Annotated in this window: 13 protein-coding genes; 3 read left to right on the top strand and 10 right to left on the bottom strand. The window is 62.7% G+C overall.

The features are described from left to right. Positions 1 to 44: 44 nt before the first annotated feature. The 9 genes from hflX to dusB form a co-directional block, all read right to left on the bottom strand. A complete protein-coding gene (gene hflX, locus C8N32_RS05550) occupies positions 45 to 1355 on the bottom strand; it encodes a GTPase HflX (protein WP_242509454.1) in 1311 nt (436 codons plus the stop codon). Beyond that, the gene (gene hfq, locus C8N32_RS05545) at positions 1352 to 1585 is read right to left on the bottom strand and encodes an RNA chaperone Hfq (protein WP_107891634.1); all 234 of its coding nucleotides are present in this window, start codon (positions 1583 to 1585) and stop codon (positions 1352 to 1354) included. Before hfq ends, hflX begins: the two co-directional genes overlap by 4 nt. Before the next feature lie 125 nt (positions 1586 to 1710). After that, on the bottom strand, positions 1711 to 3234 hold the full coding sequence (locus C8N32_RS05540; RefSeq protein WP_107891492.1) for a TrkH family potassium uptake protein: 1524 nt from the start codon (positions 3232 to 3234) through the stop codon (positions 1711 to 1713). 4 nt (positions 3235 to 3238) lie between these two features. Then, the gene (gene trkA / locus C8N32_RS05535; RefSeq protein WP_107891491.1) at positions 3239 to 4618 is read right to left on the bottom strand and encodes a Trk system potassium transporter TrkA; all 1380 of its coding nucleotides are present in this window, start codon (positions 4616 to 4618) and stop codon (positions 3239 to 3241) included. A gap of 55 nt (positions 4619 to 4673) precedes the next feature. Next, on the bottom strand, positions 4674 to 6077 hold the full coding sequence (ntrX, locus tag C8N32_RS05530) for a nitrogen assimilation response regulator NtrX (protein WP_107891490.1): 1404 nt from the start codon (positions 6075 to 6077) through the stop codon (positions 4674 to 4676). 10 nt (positions 6078 to 6087) lie between these two features. Beyond that, on the bottom strand, positions 6088 to 8328 hold the full coding sequence (locus tag C8N32_RS05525; RefSeq protein ID WP_107891489.1) for a sensor histidine kinase NtrY-like: 2241 nt from the start codon (positions 8326 to 8328) through the stop codon (positions 6088 to 6090). A gap of 61 nt (positions 8329 to 8389) precedes the next feature. Further along, the gene (locus tag C8N32_RS05520) at positions 8390 to 9754 is read right to left on the bottom strand and encodes a response regulator (protein ID WP_107891488.1); all 1365 of its coding nucleotides are present in this window, start codon (positions 9752 to 9754) and stop codon (positions 8390 to 8392) included. Further along, on the bottom strand, positions 9754 to 10833 hold the full coding sequence (locus C8N32_RS05515) for a two-component system sensor histidine kinase NtrB (RefSeq protein ID WP_107891487.1): 1080 nt from the start codon (positions 10831 to 10833) through the stop codon (positions 9754 to 9756). Before C8N32_RS05515 ends, C8N32_RS05520 begins: the two co-directional genes overlap by 1 nt. Then, positions 10830 to 11807, bottom strand: coding sequence for a tRNA dihydrouridine synthase DusB (gene dusB, locus C8N32_RS05510; RefSeq protein ID WP_242509453.1), 978 nt, complete (start codon positions 11805 to 11807; stop codon positions 10830 to 10832). The genes C8N32_RS05515 and dusB overlap by 4 nt, the downstream gene beginning before the upstream one ends. 188 nt (positions 11808 to 11995) lie before the next feature. Between dusB and C8N32_RS05505 the strand changes: the two genes are divergently transcribed. The 3 genes from C8N32_RS05505 to C8N32_RS05495 are packed head-to-tail and all read left to right on the top strand — an operon-like array spanning position 11996 to position 14105. Beyond that, positions 11996 to 13141 (top strand): bifunctional 2-C-methyl-D-erythritol 4-phosphate cytidylyltransferase/2-C-methyl-D-erythritol 2,4-cyclodiphosphate synthase, encoded by a 1146-nt coding sequence (locus C8N32_RS05505; protein ID WP_107891485.1) that lies wholly within the window; start codon positions 11996 to 11998, stop codon positions 13139 to 13141. After that, on the top strand, positions 13138 to 13626 hold the full coding sequence (locus tag C8N32_RS05500; protein WP_107891484.1) for a phosphatidylglycerophosphatase A family protein: 489 nt from the start codon (positions 13138 to 13140) through the stop codon (positions 13624 to 13626). Before C8N32_RS05505 ends, C8N32_RS05500 begins: the two co-directional genes overlap by 4 nt. After that, positions 13623 to 14105 (top strand): CinA family protein, encoded by a 483-nt coding sequence (locus C8N32_RS05495; RefSeq protein ID WP_244905900.1) that lies wholly within the window; start codon positions 13623 to 13625, stop codon positions 14103 to 14105. The genes C8N32_RS05500 and C8N32_RS05495 overlap by 4 nt, the downstream gene beginning before the upstream one ends. On the opposite strand, the gene C8N32_RS05490 is transcribed toward C8N32_RS05495, so the two are convergent. Continuing rightward, the gene (locus tag C8N32_RS05490; protein ID WP_107891482.1) at positions 14090 to 14542 is read right to left on the bottom strand and encodes a type II toxin-antitoxin system RatA family toxin; all 453 of its coding nucleotides are present in this window, start codon (positions 14540 to 14542) and stop codon (positions 14090 to 14092) included. The two genes, C8N32_RS05495 and C8N32_RS05490, sit on opposite strands and share 16 nt — an antisense overlap. Positions 14543 to 14558 lie beyond the last annotated feature (16 nt).

Here is a 14558-nt window from a genome sequence, read left to right as displayed (position 1 = left end):
AGAAAAGGTCGCTCATATCGCCGCCTGCGATTTCGAAACGTGAATCACCGCGTTCCGGTGCAATCCCCCGACCTTAGGGCGCGGTATTCGCTTTCCTGTCGTTCTGTCCAACGGACGATGAGAATATAGCCCTCTTCGGTGCTGCTCTCCTCAATCACGACCTCCTGTGCATGCAGCCAGGCCCGCGCCCGGCCCTGATCGAAACCCAGATGAAGGGTTTTCTCGGCCCTGGGCGCGGTCAGCAAGGCGGAAACGCGGCTCAGCAATGGCGCAATCCCCTCTCCGGTCAGCGCCGACAGGGCAAATACGTTTTCCTGCCGTTCCGCGCGTGTTTCCAGTGCCACGCGTGTCTCGCCCACCTGGTCGAGCTTGTTCCAGACCTCGATCACAGGCACCTGTTCGGCCACACCCAGATCCTGCAAGATCGCCTCTACATCCCGCGCCTGCGCATCGGTTTCGGGTGCGGAAATGTCCCGCACATGCAAGATCACGTCGGCCTCCAGAACATCTTCCAGCGTGGCGCGGAACGCCGCCACAAGCTGTGTCGGCAGATCGGAAATGAACCCCACCGTATCGCTCAGGATCGCCCGCTGGCCGGACGGCAGGGTCAGCCCCCGCATCGTCGGGTCGAGCGTGGCAAAAAGCATGTCCTTTGCCATCACCTCCGCCCCAGTCAGACGATTGAACAGCGTCGACTTTCCCGCGTTGGTATACCCGACCAGCGCCACAGTGGGAAACGGGATCTTGCGCCGGGCGGCACGGTGCAAATCGCGGGTTTTCACCACCTTGGCAAGCTGGCGGCGCAGGCGTGCGATCGACTCGTCGATCGCACGGCGGTCGGCCTCGATCTGGGTCTCACCGGGGCCGCCCACGAACCCAAGTCCGCCACGCTGGCGTTCAAGATGGGTCCAGGCGCGAACCAGGCGCGTACGCTGATACGACAGTGCCGCCAGGTCTACCTGCAACACGCCTTCCCGCGTGCGGGCACGATCGGCAAAAATTTCAAGGATCAGCCCGGTCCGGTCGAGGATCTTGACCTTCCAGGCGTGCTCCAGATTCCGCTGCTGAACGGGCGTGAGCGGGCCGTCGACCAGGACCAGCTCAATATCGTTTTCGCCAAACCGGGCGGCAAGGTCTTCGATCTTGCCGACACCGAACAAAAAACCCGGACGTGTCTTCGCAAGCGGTACGATTTCGGCGCCGCAAACCTTCAGCCCCGGCAACGCAGCGGCGAGGGAAACGGCCTCCTCCAGCGCGGGGTCGGCGGCGCGGCGGTGGCGATGCGCAGTAATGTCGGGGTGCAGCACCCAGGCACGTGTGGTCCGGGGGCTATGGTCAAGCAGGTTCGGGCTCAATCCTCACCGTCATACAGATTGATCGGTTGCGCGGGCATGATGGTAGAGATCGCATGCTTGTAAACAAGCTGCGACTGCCCATCCCGACGCAACAAGACACAAAAATTATCGAACCAGGTAATCACGCCCTGGAGCTTGACCCCGTTTATCAGGAAAATCGTGACCGGAACCTTTGTCTTCCGGACATGATTAAGAAACGCATCTTGCAAATTTTGTCTGTCGGCAGCCATGCTTTTCGCCTTTTTCTGTTTGTCCTGCCACGGGCAAGATTTCCCACTGAGATTATGGAGTGCCCCCGCGCGAGTTTCCAGCCCCTCCACCGGAAATTTTAGCATCCGCAGAAACATTCGTCATATCAGTTTCGCCAGAACTCCGGATTGAAGAGCGCAACAATCACAAGCGTTTCCAACCGGCCCAACACCATTGCGCCACACAGAATCATCTTTGCACCGTCCCCGAGCGCGGCATAGCTCAACCCCGGGTCCACCCCCGCACCGGCAAGGGGGCCGGTGGTCGTCAGCGCGGCCACGGTCAGGACCATCGAGGACTCGAAATTCAGCCCCGCCGCAGAAAGCAGCACCATCACCAGCGCCACGGATAGCGCGAACATCATGAAAAACAACCATGCGATATAGGCCCCTTGCCGTCGGATTCGCCGGGCAAACGCCCCCGCCCCCCCGACCGAAGACGGGTGGATCAGCTTTTCCATCTCCCGCAGGCCATGTTTGTACAGGGCATAAATACGCAACAGCTTGACCCCCCCGGCGGTTGTGGCAACCCCGCCACCGAACACCGCCAGACCAAGCAGGATCATCCCCGGCGTTTGCAAACCGGACCACTCCCGCGAAGCCGACCAGTCCGCCGAAACGAACCCCGTCGTCGAAAGAAACGACAATACCGTAAACAGGCTGCCCCAAAGCGCGGAAAAGGCAGCGCCCAGATTTTCCTGCATTGACACCTCATAGGCACCCAGCCAGTGACGCGCGAACAGAAACAGCGTAACCATCAACGTAATCGCGAGACCGATACGAAACTCGAGATCGTCGCGCAGCCGACGCCACCCTTCGGCCCGAAAATCCAGCATGAAGGTTTGCCGGGAAATCGCGAAAAGAAAAAAGAAAAACAGAAATATCTCCCCGGCGATTCCACTTCTTGCACCTTCCATACCCCCGACCGGAGAGATGCCCGAACTGGCCATTGTCGACATCGCGTGACAGATGGCAACGAAGGGGCCCTCTCCCCCGACCAGCAGCAACAGCCAAAGACCCGCCGTCAGCCCGCCATAAACCGGGAAAAGTTTTGGCGCGAACCTGATCAGGCGTTCCTGCGGATCCCCGCTCATCGCGCCAAGTTCCTGCTCTGACCGGCGTTGTTCACCAGCCCCCCCCAGCGCCGCGGTGACCTCGAACCCTCCCAGGTTCATCGGGGCGAGGATGGCAAGCGCGGTCAGCCACAAAAGAAACCCCCCCAGCCATGCCACCAGCGCCCGCCACAGGTGCTCTGCCGGGGTCAGGCGGGCGGGAATGTCGAAAAGCGTGGCGCCCGTCGTGGTGATGGAAGACACCATCTCGAAATAAGCGTTCAGAAAACTCGTATTTCCCACGGACTCCTGGAACGGGACCGCCAGCATCACCGGCAGCGCAAGATAGGCTGCCAGCATCGCCAGAAGATGGCTGCGGCCACGCCGCTGGGGCCGGCGCCCGGCCGTGGCCATGGCAATCAGCACGGTCAGGAACAAAAACAGCGTCCCCCCGTAGAAAAATGCCCGCCAGGCCTCCCAGTCGCGCATCGCAAGGCCCAGGAATGCGGGTAAATACATGGCCGCCGCCCCGATCCCCATCAGGATCACAAGCAGCGGCAGGGATGACAGCCGATGCATCGGCCTAGAAGAAGTCGATGGAGACCTGCAACAGGCGCTCCACCTCGGGCACATCGGCGGACAAGGAGAAGATCGCGACCACGTCGCCTTCCTCGATCCGGGTCGAGCCGCTGGGCCGAACCACCTTGCCCTCTTTCGTCAACGCCCCCACAAGCGCACCTTCGGGAAAGTCGATGTCCCGGATGCTGCGGCCCGCCATGGGCGAGGTGGAAAGCACCTGCGCCTCGATCACTTCGGCTTCGGCATCCCCAATGGAATAGACCCCCCGCACCCGGCCATGTCGGATATGGCGCAGGATCGAACTGACGGTCGTTGCCCGAGGGTTGATATAGGCATCGACGTCCAGCGGCCCCATCAGAGGCACCAGGGATGGGTCGTTGACCAGGCAGATCGCCATCGGACAACCGGCCATTTTTGCGCGTACCGCCACCAGAAGATTGGTCTTGTCATCGTCGGTGACCGCCAGAACGGCATCCGCACGGTCGATATTGGCCTCATCGAGCAATGCCATGTCCAACCCGTCACCGTTGAGAACGATGGTGCGTTCCAGCGCGTCGGCGGCCGCCTCGGCACGGGCGCGGTCCCGCTCGATCACCTTGGCACGGACCCGTTGGGGGCCTTTTTCCAACGCCTGCGCCACTGTCAACCCGACATTGCCGCCCCCGATGATCACCACCCGCTCCTGTTTGCGGGATTCCTTGCCGAATATCTCCATCGTCCGCTCCACGTCCTCGACATGGGAGAAGACATAGGCCTGATCCCCTTCGAACAGCTGGTCGCCGGGCTCGGGAGAAAAAAGCGCGCCATCCTTGCGTCGTATCCCCACCACGATCGCCCGCAAGGTGGAGAACAGATCGCTCAACTGACGCAGCGGCGTGTTGAGTACCGGGCAGTGGGCCTCCAGCGTGATCCCCAAAAGCTGGGCCTGCCCTTGCAGAAAATATTCCGTATCGAAAGCCGAAGGCGCGGCAAGGCGTTGGAGCGCGGCCTCGGCAACCTCGCGTTCGGGGCTGATGACCACGTCGATGGGCATGTGGTCCCGGCGGTAAAGATCGGAATAGATCGCCGTGAGGTAGGACTGCGCACGCAACCGGGCGATTTTCCGCGGAACCGCAAAAACCGAGTGCGCCACCTGACAGGTGACCATGTTCACCTCATCCGAATAGGTCGCGGCAATGATCATGTCCGCATCGCGCGCGCCCGCGCGTTCAAGGATGTCTGGGTAGGATGCGTGGCCCACGACGCCCTGTACATCCAGCGCCTCGGTGGCGCGGCGGATCAGATCGCCGCTCATATCGACGATGGTAACGTCGTTCTTTTCGCCGGACAGGTGCCGGGCGATCTGCCAGCCGACCTGCCCTGCCCCACAGATGATGACTTTCATGCCAGGTTTCCGCTTGCGAAGCCGGATTCATCCTTTGCAGATGCCGGGAGGGCGGTCAATCTTCGCGGCCTTCGGGTTCCAGATGCGCCGCCCGCCCCCTGGTCCGCGATGTCGTGGAAACCCCAAGCGATTTCAGCTTGCGATGCAAGGCAGAGCGTTCCATTCCCACGAAGGTCGCCGTGCGTGAGATATTCCCCCCGAATCGATTGATCTGGGTCAGAAGGTATTCTCTTTCGAACACTTCGCGGGCCTCACGCAGGGGCAACGTGGCCAACACCCCCGAAAGCATCGCCCGCCCCTCTCCGGGCGGCTGGCTTTCGGGCAATTCCTGCGCCGTGATCGGCCCGTTTCCATCACCGAGAATAAGCACCCTCTCCAGAACGTTCTTGAGCTGGCGGATATTGCCCGGCCAGGCCATCGTCTGCAAAAGCGCGACCGCCTCGTCGCTGAGCTGGCGCCGTGCAAGCCCCTGGGCACGGTGGAGTTCCTCGATGAAGTGAACCGCCAGAAGGGGAATGTCTTCGCGGCGATCCTCCAGCGCGGGCACCACGACCGGCACCACGTTGAGCCGGTGGTAAAGTTCCTCACGGAAACGGCCGGCGGCAATCTCCGCCTGAAGATCCCGGTTGGTCGAGGAAATCACCCGCAGGTCCACACGCACGTTATCGCTGCTGCCAAGACGTTGAAACTGCTGATCGACAAGAACGCGCAGGATCTTGGACTGGGTTCCCGGCGGCATGTCGGCAACCTCGTCGAAAAACAATACACCGCCATGGGCCTGTTCCAGCAGGCCGGGCTCCACCCTTCGTTCGGCGCCCGAGCGTCCGAACAGAACTTCCTCCATCCTTTCGGGCGCAATGGTAGCGCAGTTGACCGAAACGAACGGCCCCTCCGCCCGGTTGGAATTGGCATGTATGAACCGGGCGGCAACCTCCTTGCCGCTGCCCGCCGGACCGCTCAGCATCACCCGGCCATTGGAGTTGGTCACCTTTTCAAGCTGGCTCCTGAGCGCCCGAAACGCCGGGCTGTCGCCCACCATTTGGGCGGAGCGCACATCCCTGCGGCGCAGTTCCTGATTCTCGCGGCGCAGACGGGCAGCTTCCATCGCACGACTGATGACGACGGTCAACTGGTCGATATTGAAAGGTTTTTCAATGAAATCGTAGGCTCCCTGTTTGATTGCGGCTACCGCGATCTCGATGTTGCCGTGGCCGGAGATGATCACCACGGGGATGTCGGGGTTGTCGCGCCGGGTTTTGGTCAGGATATCGATCCCATCCATGTGGCTGTCCTTGAGCCAGATATCGAGAATCATGAGCGCGGGCGGCTCGGCATTGATTTCCTTCAGACACTCGTCCGCGTTGGCGGCCAGACGCGTGGTATAGCCTTCGTCGCAGAGAATTTCGGAAATCAGTTCCCGGATGTCGCGTTCGTCATCGACAATCAGAATGTCGCCCATGAAGGTCTCCTCAAACAGCCACCGGCGCCGGAGGGCGGGTCAGGGCCTCCTCTTGCACCGGCAGACGAATTTCGATCAGCGCGCCCGCAGGCGCCCCCTCGGCAAAGGGGTGCGCATCCAGAAGCGCCAGCCCACCGCCATGTTCTTCGGCAATTTTCTTCACGATCGGCAGACCCAGCCCGGTCCCCTTGTCACGCGTGGTGACGTAGGGCTCCAGAAGCCGGGTACGATCCGAAGGCAGGCCGGGGCCGTTATCGGCCACTGCAATCACGGCACACCCACCCTCCAACCGCAGGGACACATGAATTTCAGGATGTTTTTCATCATATTTTTCAAATGCCTCTCCAGCATTCTTCAATATATTCGTCAAGGCCTGCGAAATCATCGTGCCGTCCACGTCCGCCATCACCGCGACATCGGGAAAGGATGTCACGAAACGTACACCCGGTTGCCCGGCTTCCTGCAAAAGCACCGCGTCGCGCAACAACACAGCCAGATCGGTCGGCTTGCGTTCGGGGACCGGCATGCGGGCGAACTTTGAAAATTCATCCACGATGCGGCGCAGATCATTGGTCTGACGAACAATGACATCGGTCAACTGGTCCAGCGCCTCGGCCTGATCGCCCAGCGGGGCGCGGAACTTGCGCTTGATGCGCTCTGCAGAGAGCTGAATCGGCGTCAACGGGTTCTTGATTTCGTGGGCGATACGCCGCGCCACATCCCCCCACGCCGCCATACGTTGCGCGGTGACAAGATCGGTTACGTCGTCAAAGGCCACCACGTAGCCTTCCGGCGCCCCTTCAGAGTTACAGCGCGTCGCGATACGGACCAGCAGGGTTTCCAGGGTGCCATGGCGGGCCAGGCGTAATTCTTCCTGTGCGACGTCGCGCCCGCTCTCCCGCAGCCTGTCGAACAGCGGGGCGAACTCGGGCACCGTCCCGGCAATCGGCCGCCCTTCCGCCCCATCTGTCTCCATTTCCAACAGGATGCGAGCCGAACGGTTCATGAAATCGATCCGCCCGTCCGCGTCCAGGCCGATAACCCCCGCCGTAACCGAGGACAGAACCGAATCGAACAACCTGCGCCGGGCCTCGATCTGGCGGTTGGTGTCCAGCAAGGCCTCGCGCTGAAGTTTGAGCTGTCCGGTCATCTGGTTGAACAACCGTCCCAGCATGGCGATTTCATCCTCGCCTTCCTCCTCGAGGACACGCACGTCCAGATCGCCCGAGCCAACCCGCTGCGCCGCGCCCGCCAGCCGCCCGACAGGCCTCGACAGACGTTCGGCAAACCAAAGACCCAGCCAGATCGCGGCGAGGATCAGGATCACCGCGAACCCGAGATAGAGCAGGCTGAACTCGAACAGCAACCGCCCGCGCTCGCTTTCCAGTTGCCTGTAGAACCGTGCCGTTTGCTGGGTATCGTCCAGCAGGCTCAGCAATTCGCCATCGACCGTCCTGGAAATGTAAAGGTAACGATCCGCGAATTCCTCCAGTGCGACCAGGGCACGGAATTCGTTGTTGTCCCAATCCTCGATGATCACCACGTCTTCGGACCGGGCCCGCCGAAGCTGCGCGGGATCGGGCTGTTCGTAATCGAAAAGATAGGATCGTTCCCCCCGCGCCTGGATAGTACCGGCCCCGTCGATCACATAGGCTTCCTTCAGCCCGCGCTGCACACGTGATTGCCCTTGTGTCAGCAACTGGCGGATCTCGCCGTCCGAAAGGAAATAAGTCGCCTGACGGGCAATGTTCAGATACCCGGCAAGCGCCAGCGCATCCTGCGAAAGGTCCTTTCGGTGCTCATCCTCATACGCCTCGGCGGCGGAAAGCGATGCGCCCACCACCTGCCGGACCCGGTCAGAGAACCACCCCTCCAGCCCGACATTGATGGTCAGCCCCGCGAACACGGCCACCAATACCGTCGGCAGCAACGCAATCAGGGCGAAAACGCCGGTCAGCCGCAGGTGCAGCCGCGACCCTGCCGAACGCCGCCGCCGCGCCGCAACCATTTGTATGACGCGGGCAAAAACCAGCGCCGCGACCAGAAGCGCGTACACGAGATCCGCCAGAAGTATGACGCGCAACCCGTTTGAACTCGCCCCAAGCTCCAGCGGCCCAAGCATCAGGAAGGTGGCCACCGCCAGTATGGGCCCCAGCAGGACAAGGCTGAACGTGGCCAGAGTCTGTACACGCTTCTGTCGGCGCAGACGCAGAAGCCTGTCAAGATTCGGTCGTGTTCTCGCGCGCGCCACGTCTGCCTCTCGCCGCCTTGCGTGGGGGATGCGTCCACCGGGCCACGCTGATGTTGCGAATTTACATCAACTTGCGGCGCCGTGTCACGCGGATATCCAGATCGTTGATCTTTTTCCGCAGCGTATTTCTGTTGATCCCCAGCAACTCGGCACAGCGGGCCTGGTTGCCCCCCGTGGCATCGAGGGCAATCTCGATCAGCGGCGCCTCCACCTCGCGCAGGATGCGCGGATACAGCCCCGGCGAGGGCAACGCACCGCCGTGCAGATCGAAATATCTCCGCAAATGCCTGGCGACGGAGGCGGACAGCTTGTCGCTCTCTCCCCCGGTCAGGGGTTCAAGCCTGGGCTGACGGCCAAGCAGGGCCTCGACTTCCGCACGGGATATGACCGGCTCCGCACTGGTGACAACGAGGCTGCGCAGGGTATTTTCCAACTGGCGGACGTTTCCGGGCCAACTGTAGGCACGAATCAGCTCCAGGGCATCAGCGGACAGGCGCCGCGACGGTGCGTCCCGTTCCGCCCGGCCAAGAAAATGGGCCGCCAGCAGGGGAATGTCTTCAACCCGCTCACGCAGGGGGGGCAGAGACAGTGTAACCCCGTCCAGGCGGTAGAACAGGTCTTGCCGGAAGTTCCCGGCCTCCATCCGCGCACTCAGATCGCTCTGGGTGGATGCCATGACCCGCGGCGCCCCATCCCCGAAACTGTCCAGCATTCGCACGATGCGGCCCTGCGCCTCCATCGGGAAGTCGGCGATCTCATCAAACAGGACCGACCCTCCGCGCGCCCGCGCGACAAGCGTCGAAGGGCCCTCGGCCCCGTCAAGATCGGCAGCCGTCGCGACGACGAAAGGCAGCGCGCGACGGTCTGAAAGATCGTGCAGCGCGCGGGCCAGAAGCGACTTTCCGGTCCCGGACTCGCCAGACACAAGTACCGGCAGATCGGCATTGAGCACCCGCGCGACAAGGCGGTAGATCGCCTGCATCTGCGGAGTGCGCCCCACCAGCGGCAGGTCGTCCTGCTCGGTCAGGGGGACGGGGCCTTCCTCGCTCGAGGCCCGGCGGCGCTGGCTTTCCAGGGCGCGGGCGGCACGTTTCATCAGGTCAGGCAGATCGAAGGGCTTTGGCAGGTAGTCATAGGCCTCTGCTTCGGCGGCCTGAATGGCAGTCATGATCGTGTTCTGGGCCGAGATCACGATCACTGGCAACCCCGGCCGCAATTCGGATATGCGCGGCAGCATCTCCAGCCCGTTACCGTCGGGCATCACCACGTCGGAGATGACCAGATCGCCCTTTCCCTCTCCGATCCAGCGCATCAGGGTCGTCAGCGCACTGGTTGCATGTACCTTGCACCCCGCGCGGGTCAGCGCCTGTGTCAGCACCGTGCGGATCGTGCGGTCGTCGTCGGCAACAAGGACAGTTCCGTCCATCAGTCTTCATCCTTCGTTGGCTTGGGGGCGATGGGCAGGGAAACGCGGAACACGGTGTGCCCGGGCACCGAATCCACCGTGATCCAGCCGTCATGCTCTGAAATGATCTTGGAGACGAGCGCCAGCCCAAGGCCGGTCCCGTTCTCGCGCCCGGAAACGAACGGGTCGAATATGTCGGCGGCGATTTCCGGCGGCAGGCCCGGGCCATTGTCGATGATCTCCACCTGAAGCGGTATGGGTTTGCCGCTGCCGTCGGGATGGCGCAGCCGCAGGGATTGCTCATAGAACGTGCGCAGGCGAATCCTGCCCCCCTGTGCGCCCGCGGCCTGTGCGGCATTGCGCAACAGGTTTTGAAACACTTGCAAAAGCTGGTCCCCGTCCCCCCATGTACAGGGCAGTGAGGGGTCGTAATCGTCCTCGATGACCATGTTCGCGGCAAACCCCACCGCCGCCGATCGCCGGGCCCTGTCCAGCACATCGTGAATGTTCACGGCGTGGCATTCGGGCGGGCGGACATTTCCGAACTGCTCGACCTGCTCCAGAAGCTTCACGATACGACGGCTTTCGGCAACGATCAGATCGGTCAGTTCAAGGTCCTCCCCCTTAAGGGTCATCGAAAGAAGCTGCGCCGCTCCGGTGATGCCTGCCAGGGGGTTCTTGATTTCATGGGCCAGCATCTCCGCCATGCCAATAGCCGATTTGGCTGCGGTTTTCACCGATTGCGCACGCCCCAGACGGCCGGCAATCTCACGCGGCGAAACCAGGACCAGGATCCGCCCGGAACGATCGGAAAGCGGCGCGATCTGGATGCTGCACAAAACCGGCGCACGCTCGCCCGAACTCACATCCACATCATTGATGAACAGCGGGGCCTGATTGGCCCGCACGCGGGAAAACGCTTCGTCCAGGGGGGCATCCACGGCCAGCCGGTCCCACAGGGGGGCTCCCGCAAGAGCCTTTTGGGTCGCGTTGAAGAACAGTTCCGCCGCGGGGTTGAGCGCCTCGATCCGGTCCCGCCCATCCAGAACCAGCCCCGGAACCGGTAATGACGGCCAGATCAGTTCATCGGGCGGGCTCATGCGGCGATACCCGCGCTCAGCGCCTCTGGCAGCAGGCGCAGAACGACAGCCGGATCACGCTCTGTCAGCAACTGCCTGCGTACAGGCGCGGGCGTTGCGACCGTATCCATGTACCAGCCAAGGTGCTTGCGTGCGACCCGGATGCCAAGCTCCGCCCCGTAGAAGGACAACATGGCCTCGTAATGCTCCGCGACCACCTCCGCCAACGCGGGACCGGCAGGGATTTTCGGCGCCGGCGTTCCGTAAAGCCGTGCGGCGATCCGGGCCGGCAGCCAGGGGCGGCCCTGTGCGCCACGCCCCACCATCACGCCATCGGCCCCTGATTGCTTCAGCGCCTTCCGGGCGGTCCCCGCATCCACGATATCGCCATTGGCGATCACGGGGATCCGGACCGCGTCCCTGACCGCGCGGATCGAGGCCCAGTCCGCACGGCCCTTGTAAAACTGACAGCGCGTACGGCCATGAACCGTGACCATGGCGATACCCTCCGCCTCCGCCCGCCGGGACAGTTCCGGAGCGTTCCTTGACGTGTCGTCCCAACCCAGCCGGGTTTTCAGCGTCACCGGCACCGAAACAGCCCCCACCACCGCCCGGATCAGCGCCACCGCATGATCGAGATCGCGCATCAGAGCGGAGCCGGAATACCCATTTACCACCTTCTTCGCCGGGCACCCCATGTTGATATCGATGATCCGGGCGCCCTGCCCCTCCACAAAACGTGCGGCCTCGGCCATCCAATAGGCGTCACGACCGGCAAGTTGCACGGCGGTGTTATCGGCACCAAGGCCCAGTTCCGCCCGTTCGCGGATACCGGGCCTGGCCCGCACGACATCCTGGCTGGCAACCATTTCCGAAACCACCAGCCCGGCACCGAACCGGGAAACCAACCGACGGAACGGAAGATCGGTAACGCCTGCCAGCGGGGCGAGAAAAACCGGCGGAGAAACTGTCCTGGTTGCAATCCGGATATCCAAGCGCCCAATCCTTGTGCAGTTTTTCAGAGATTTAGCCCCAGGCAGGCCCGACCGCAACGAAACTGCCCGAGAAACCGCCCCCGAAACCTGTTTCGCCTGTTTTTTAGGCGTTTTATCGTGGTCCGAATGCCCCATTGCCCTACATCGCGCCACCGCCTAAACAGACGCAAACCAGTTTCGGGGGACGCATGCAGACCACCGCGTTGATTGTGGCCGCGGGCCGGGGGACCCGCGCCGGAGGGGATAAACCCAAGCAGTATCAGCCGCTTGCCGGGCGCGCGGTACTGGCACGCACGGTGATGGCTTTTGCCGCGCATCCGCGGGTGTCGCAGGTTGTCGTGGTCCTTCACCCCGAAGATGACGCCCTGTTCCGCGAAGCCATGGCCGGGCTGGAAATCCCGCTGACCACCGTCAAGGGCGGCAAAACGCGGGATGCTTCTGTCCAGGCGGGACTGGCGGCGGTGTCCGAGGGGCAGCAGGCGGTGCTGATCCATGACGGGGCCCGCCCACTGGTCGGCGCGGCGCTGATCGACCGGGTGCTGGACGCGCTGAGCGAACATCCCGGGGCGGCCCCGGCCCTGCCGGTGACCGACGCGTTGTGGAAAGGCGAAAACGGCAAGGTTGCCGCGCCGCATCCACGTGCGGGGCTGTTGCGCGCACAGACACCGCAGGGGTTTCACCTGCGCGCGATTCGCAGGGCCCATGCTGAACATACCGGCGGCGCGGCGGACGATGTCGAAGTGGCGCTGGCCGCCGGTCTTGACGTTGCCATCGTCGAAGGGGATGAGGACAATCTGAAAATCACCCATCCGGGGGATTTCGCGCGCGCAACGCGGATCTTGCAGGAGAGAAAGATGGATATTCGCATCGGCAACGGTTTCGACGTACACGCGTTCTGCGAAGGCGACGGGGTCATCCTGTGCGGTGTTACCGTGCCTCATGACAAGGCGCTCAAGGGACACTCGGACGCAGATGTGGGCATGCACGCCGTGACCGACGCCATCTACGGAGCACTGGCCGAGGGGGATATCGGCCAGCATTTCCCGCCTTCGGACCCAGAATGGAAGGGCGCGGCCAGCGATATTTTCCTTAAGCACGCGGTGGAACTGGCCGGCAGGCGGGGCTACCGTATCGCGAATGCCGACCTGACGCTGATCTGCGAACACCCCAGGATCGGCCCCCATGCCAGCCGAATGCGCGCCGAGATGTCCCGCCTGATGGGGGTGGCGCAAGACCGCATGAGCGTGAAGGCAACCACCTCGGAGCGGCTGGGCTTCACCGGTCGGGAAGAAGGTATCGCGGCACTTGCCACCGTGACTCTGGTGCAGGAATGAGCCGCCTTGTCGCGACCTTGTTCGGTGTCGGCCACCTGCGCCCCGCGCCGGGAACGTGGGGGTCGCTGGCGGCGTTGCCATTGTTCTGGGTCCTGCACGTTCTCGGCGGAGTGGCGCTGGTCGTCCACGCGACCATCGCCGTCACGGTGATCGGGTGGTGGGCGGTGGCACAGGCCACGTACGGCACCGCCGACCCGGACAAAAGCGAGTTCGTGATCGACGAGGTGGCCGGGATGTGGGTGGCGCTCTGGCCCGTCTCCATCGGCGCCACCCTGGCCCGGGCGGACATTCTGGCGCTTTATCCGGGCTGGATCGCGGCGTTCTTGTGCTTTCGCCTGTTCGATATCGTCAAGCCCGGCCCGATCGGCTGGGCCGACCGCAGGAAAACGCCCCTTGGCGTCATGTTGGATGATATTTTTGCCGGAATTGCGGCGGCAACCGTGGTACTTATTCTTGCGTTCCTATGGCACAAATTCCTGATGTGAGGTCCCTGGCCGGCATTCTCCTGCCGCTGGCCCGCGAGCGTGGCGCAACGATCGCCACCGCCGAAAGCTGTACCGGCGGCCTGATCGCTGCCGCGATTACCGACGAGGCCGGCTCTTCCGCGATTTTCGATCGTGGCTTCGTGACCTATTCGAACATCGCCAAGCAGGACATGCTGGGCGTACGGGAACAAACCCTGACCGAGCATGGCGCCGTCTCGGAACGGGTCGCGGCAGAGATGGCCGAAGGTGCCCTGATGCGTTCGAAGGCCACACTGGCGGTATCCGTGACCGGAATCGCCGGCCCCGGAGGATCGGACAACAAGCCCGAAGGACGCGTATGGTTTGGTCTGGCCTGTCAGGGCACTGTCCATACCGAAATGCTTGAGTTCGGCCCTCTTGGTCGCGCCGGGGTGCGTGCCGCCACGCGCGACCATGCCTTGCGCCTGCTGATCGCTGCACTGGATCAACGCTTGCCGTAAAGATCCTCGGCCCGGCGTTCAAAGGCACGTACGATGCGCTGCATGGCCTCATTGAATACGGCGCCGATGACGCCCTGAAGCACACGGTTCTTGAACTCGAAATCCACGAAAAATTCCACCGCGCAACGGTTTTCTTCAACGTCGCGGAATTTCCAGTAGGATTTCATGTGACGAAACGGACCATCAAGATACTCGGTATCTATCCTGAGGTCGTCATGCCACAGTCTGACCCGGCTGCCAAACCGCTCCCGGAAAACCTTGAAGGAAACAACCAGATCGGCCTTCATCAACTCCCCCCCCTCTATCGGCGTCAGAGACCGGATGCGTGCCGCCGCCGTCCAGGGCAGAAACTGCGGATAGGATGCGACATCGGCCACCAGATCGTACATCTGTTGCGCGGTGTAGGGCATTTCGCGGTTTTCGGTATGGGTCGGCATGCGCTAAGGGGGGTTA

Origin of the sequence: Rhodovulum imhoffii (assembly GCF_003046545.1) — a bacterium.
GTDB lineage: Bacteria > Pseudomonadota > Alphaproteobacteria > Rhodobacterales > Rhodobacteraceae > Rhodovulum > Rhodovulum imhoffii.
This window is presented reverse-complemented; position numbering and strand designations above follow the sequence as displayed.

What these genes read in the sequence shown, in the direction of transcription:
- trkA (WP_107891491.1), bottom strand. Translation starts at nt 4,618, where the DNA reads ATGAAAGTCATCATCTGTGGGGCAGGGCAGGTCGGCTGGCAGATCGCC.
- hfq (WP_107891634.1), bottom strand. Translation starts at nt 1,585, where the DNA reads ATGGCTGCCGACAGACAAAATTTGCAAGATGCGTTTCTTAATCATGTC.
- C8N32_RS05500 (WP_107891484.1), top strand. Translation starts at nt 13,138, where the DNA reads ATGAGCCGCCTTGTCGCGACCTTGTTCGGTGTCGGCCACCTGCGCCCC.
- ntrX (WP_107891490.1), bottom strand. Translation starts at nt 6,077, where the DNA reads ATGGGCGACATTCTGATTGTCGATGACGAACGCGACATCCGGGAACTG.
- C8N32_RS05540 (WP_107891492.1), bottom strand. Translation starts at nt 3,234, where the DNA reads ATGCATCGGCTGTCATCCCTGCCGCTGCTTGTGATCCTGATGGGGATC.
- C8N32_RS05490 (WP_107891482.1), bottom strand. Translation starts at nt 14,542, where the DNA reads ATGCCGACCCATACCGAAAACCGCGAAATGCCCTACACCGCGCAACAG.
- C8N32_RS05520 (WP_107891488.1), bottom strand. Translation starts at nt 9,754, where the DNA reads ATGGACGGAACTGTCCTTGTTGCCGACGACGACCGCACGATCCGCACG.
- C8N32_RS05515 (WP_107891487.1), bottom strand. Translation starts at nt 10,833, where the DNA reads ATGAGCCCGCCCGATGAACTGATCTGGCCGTCATTACCGGTTCCGGGG.
- C8N32_RS05505 (WP_107891485.1), top strand. Translation starts at nt 11,996, where the DNA reads ATGCAGACCACCGCGTTGATTGTGGCCGCGGGCCGGGGGACCCGCGCC.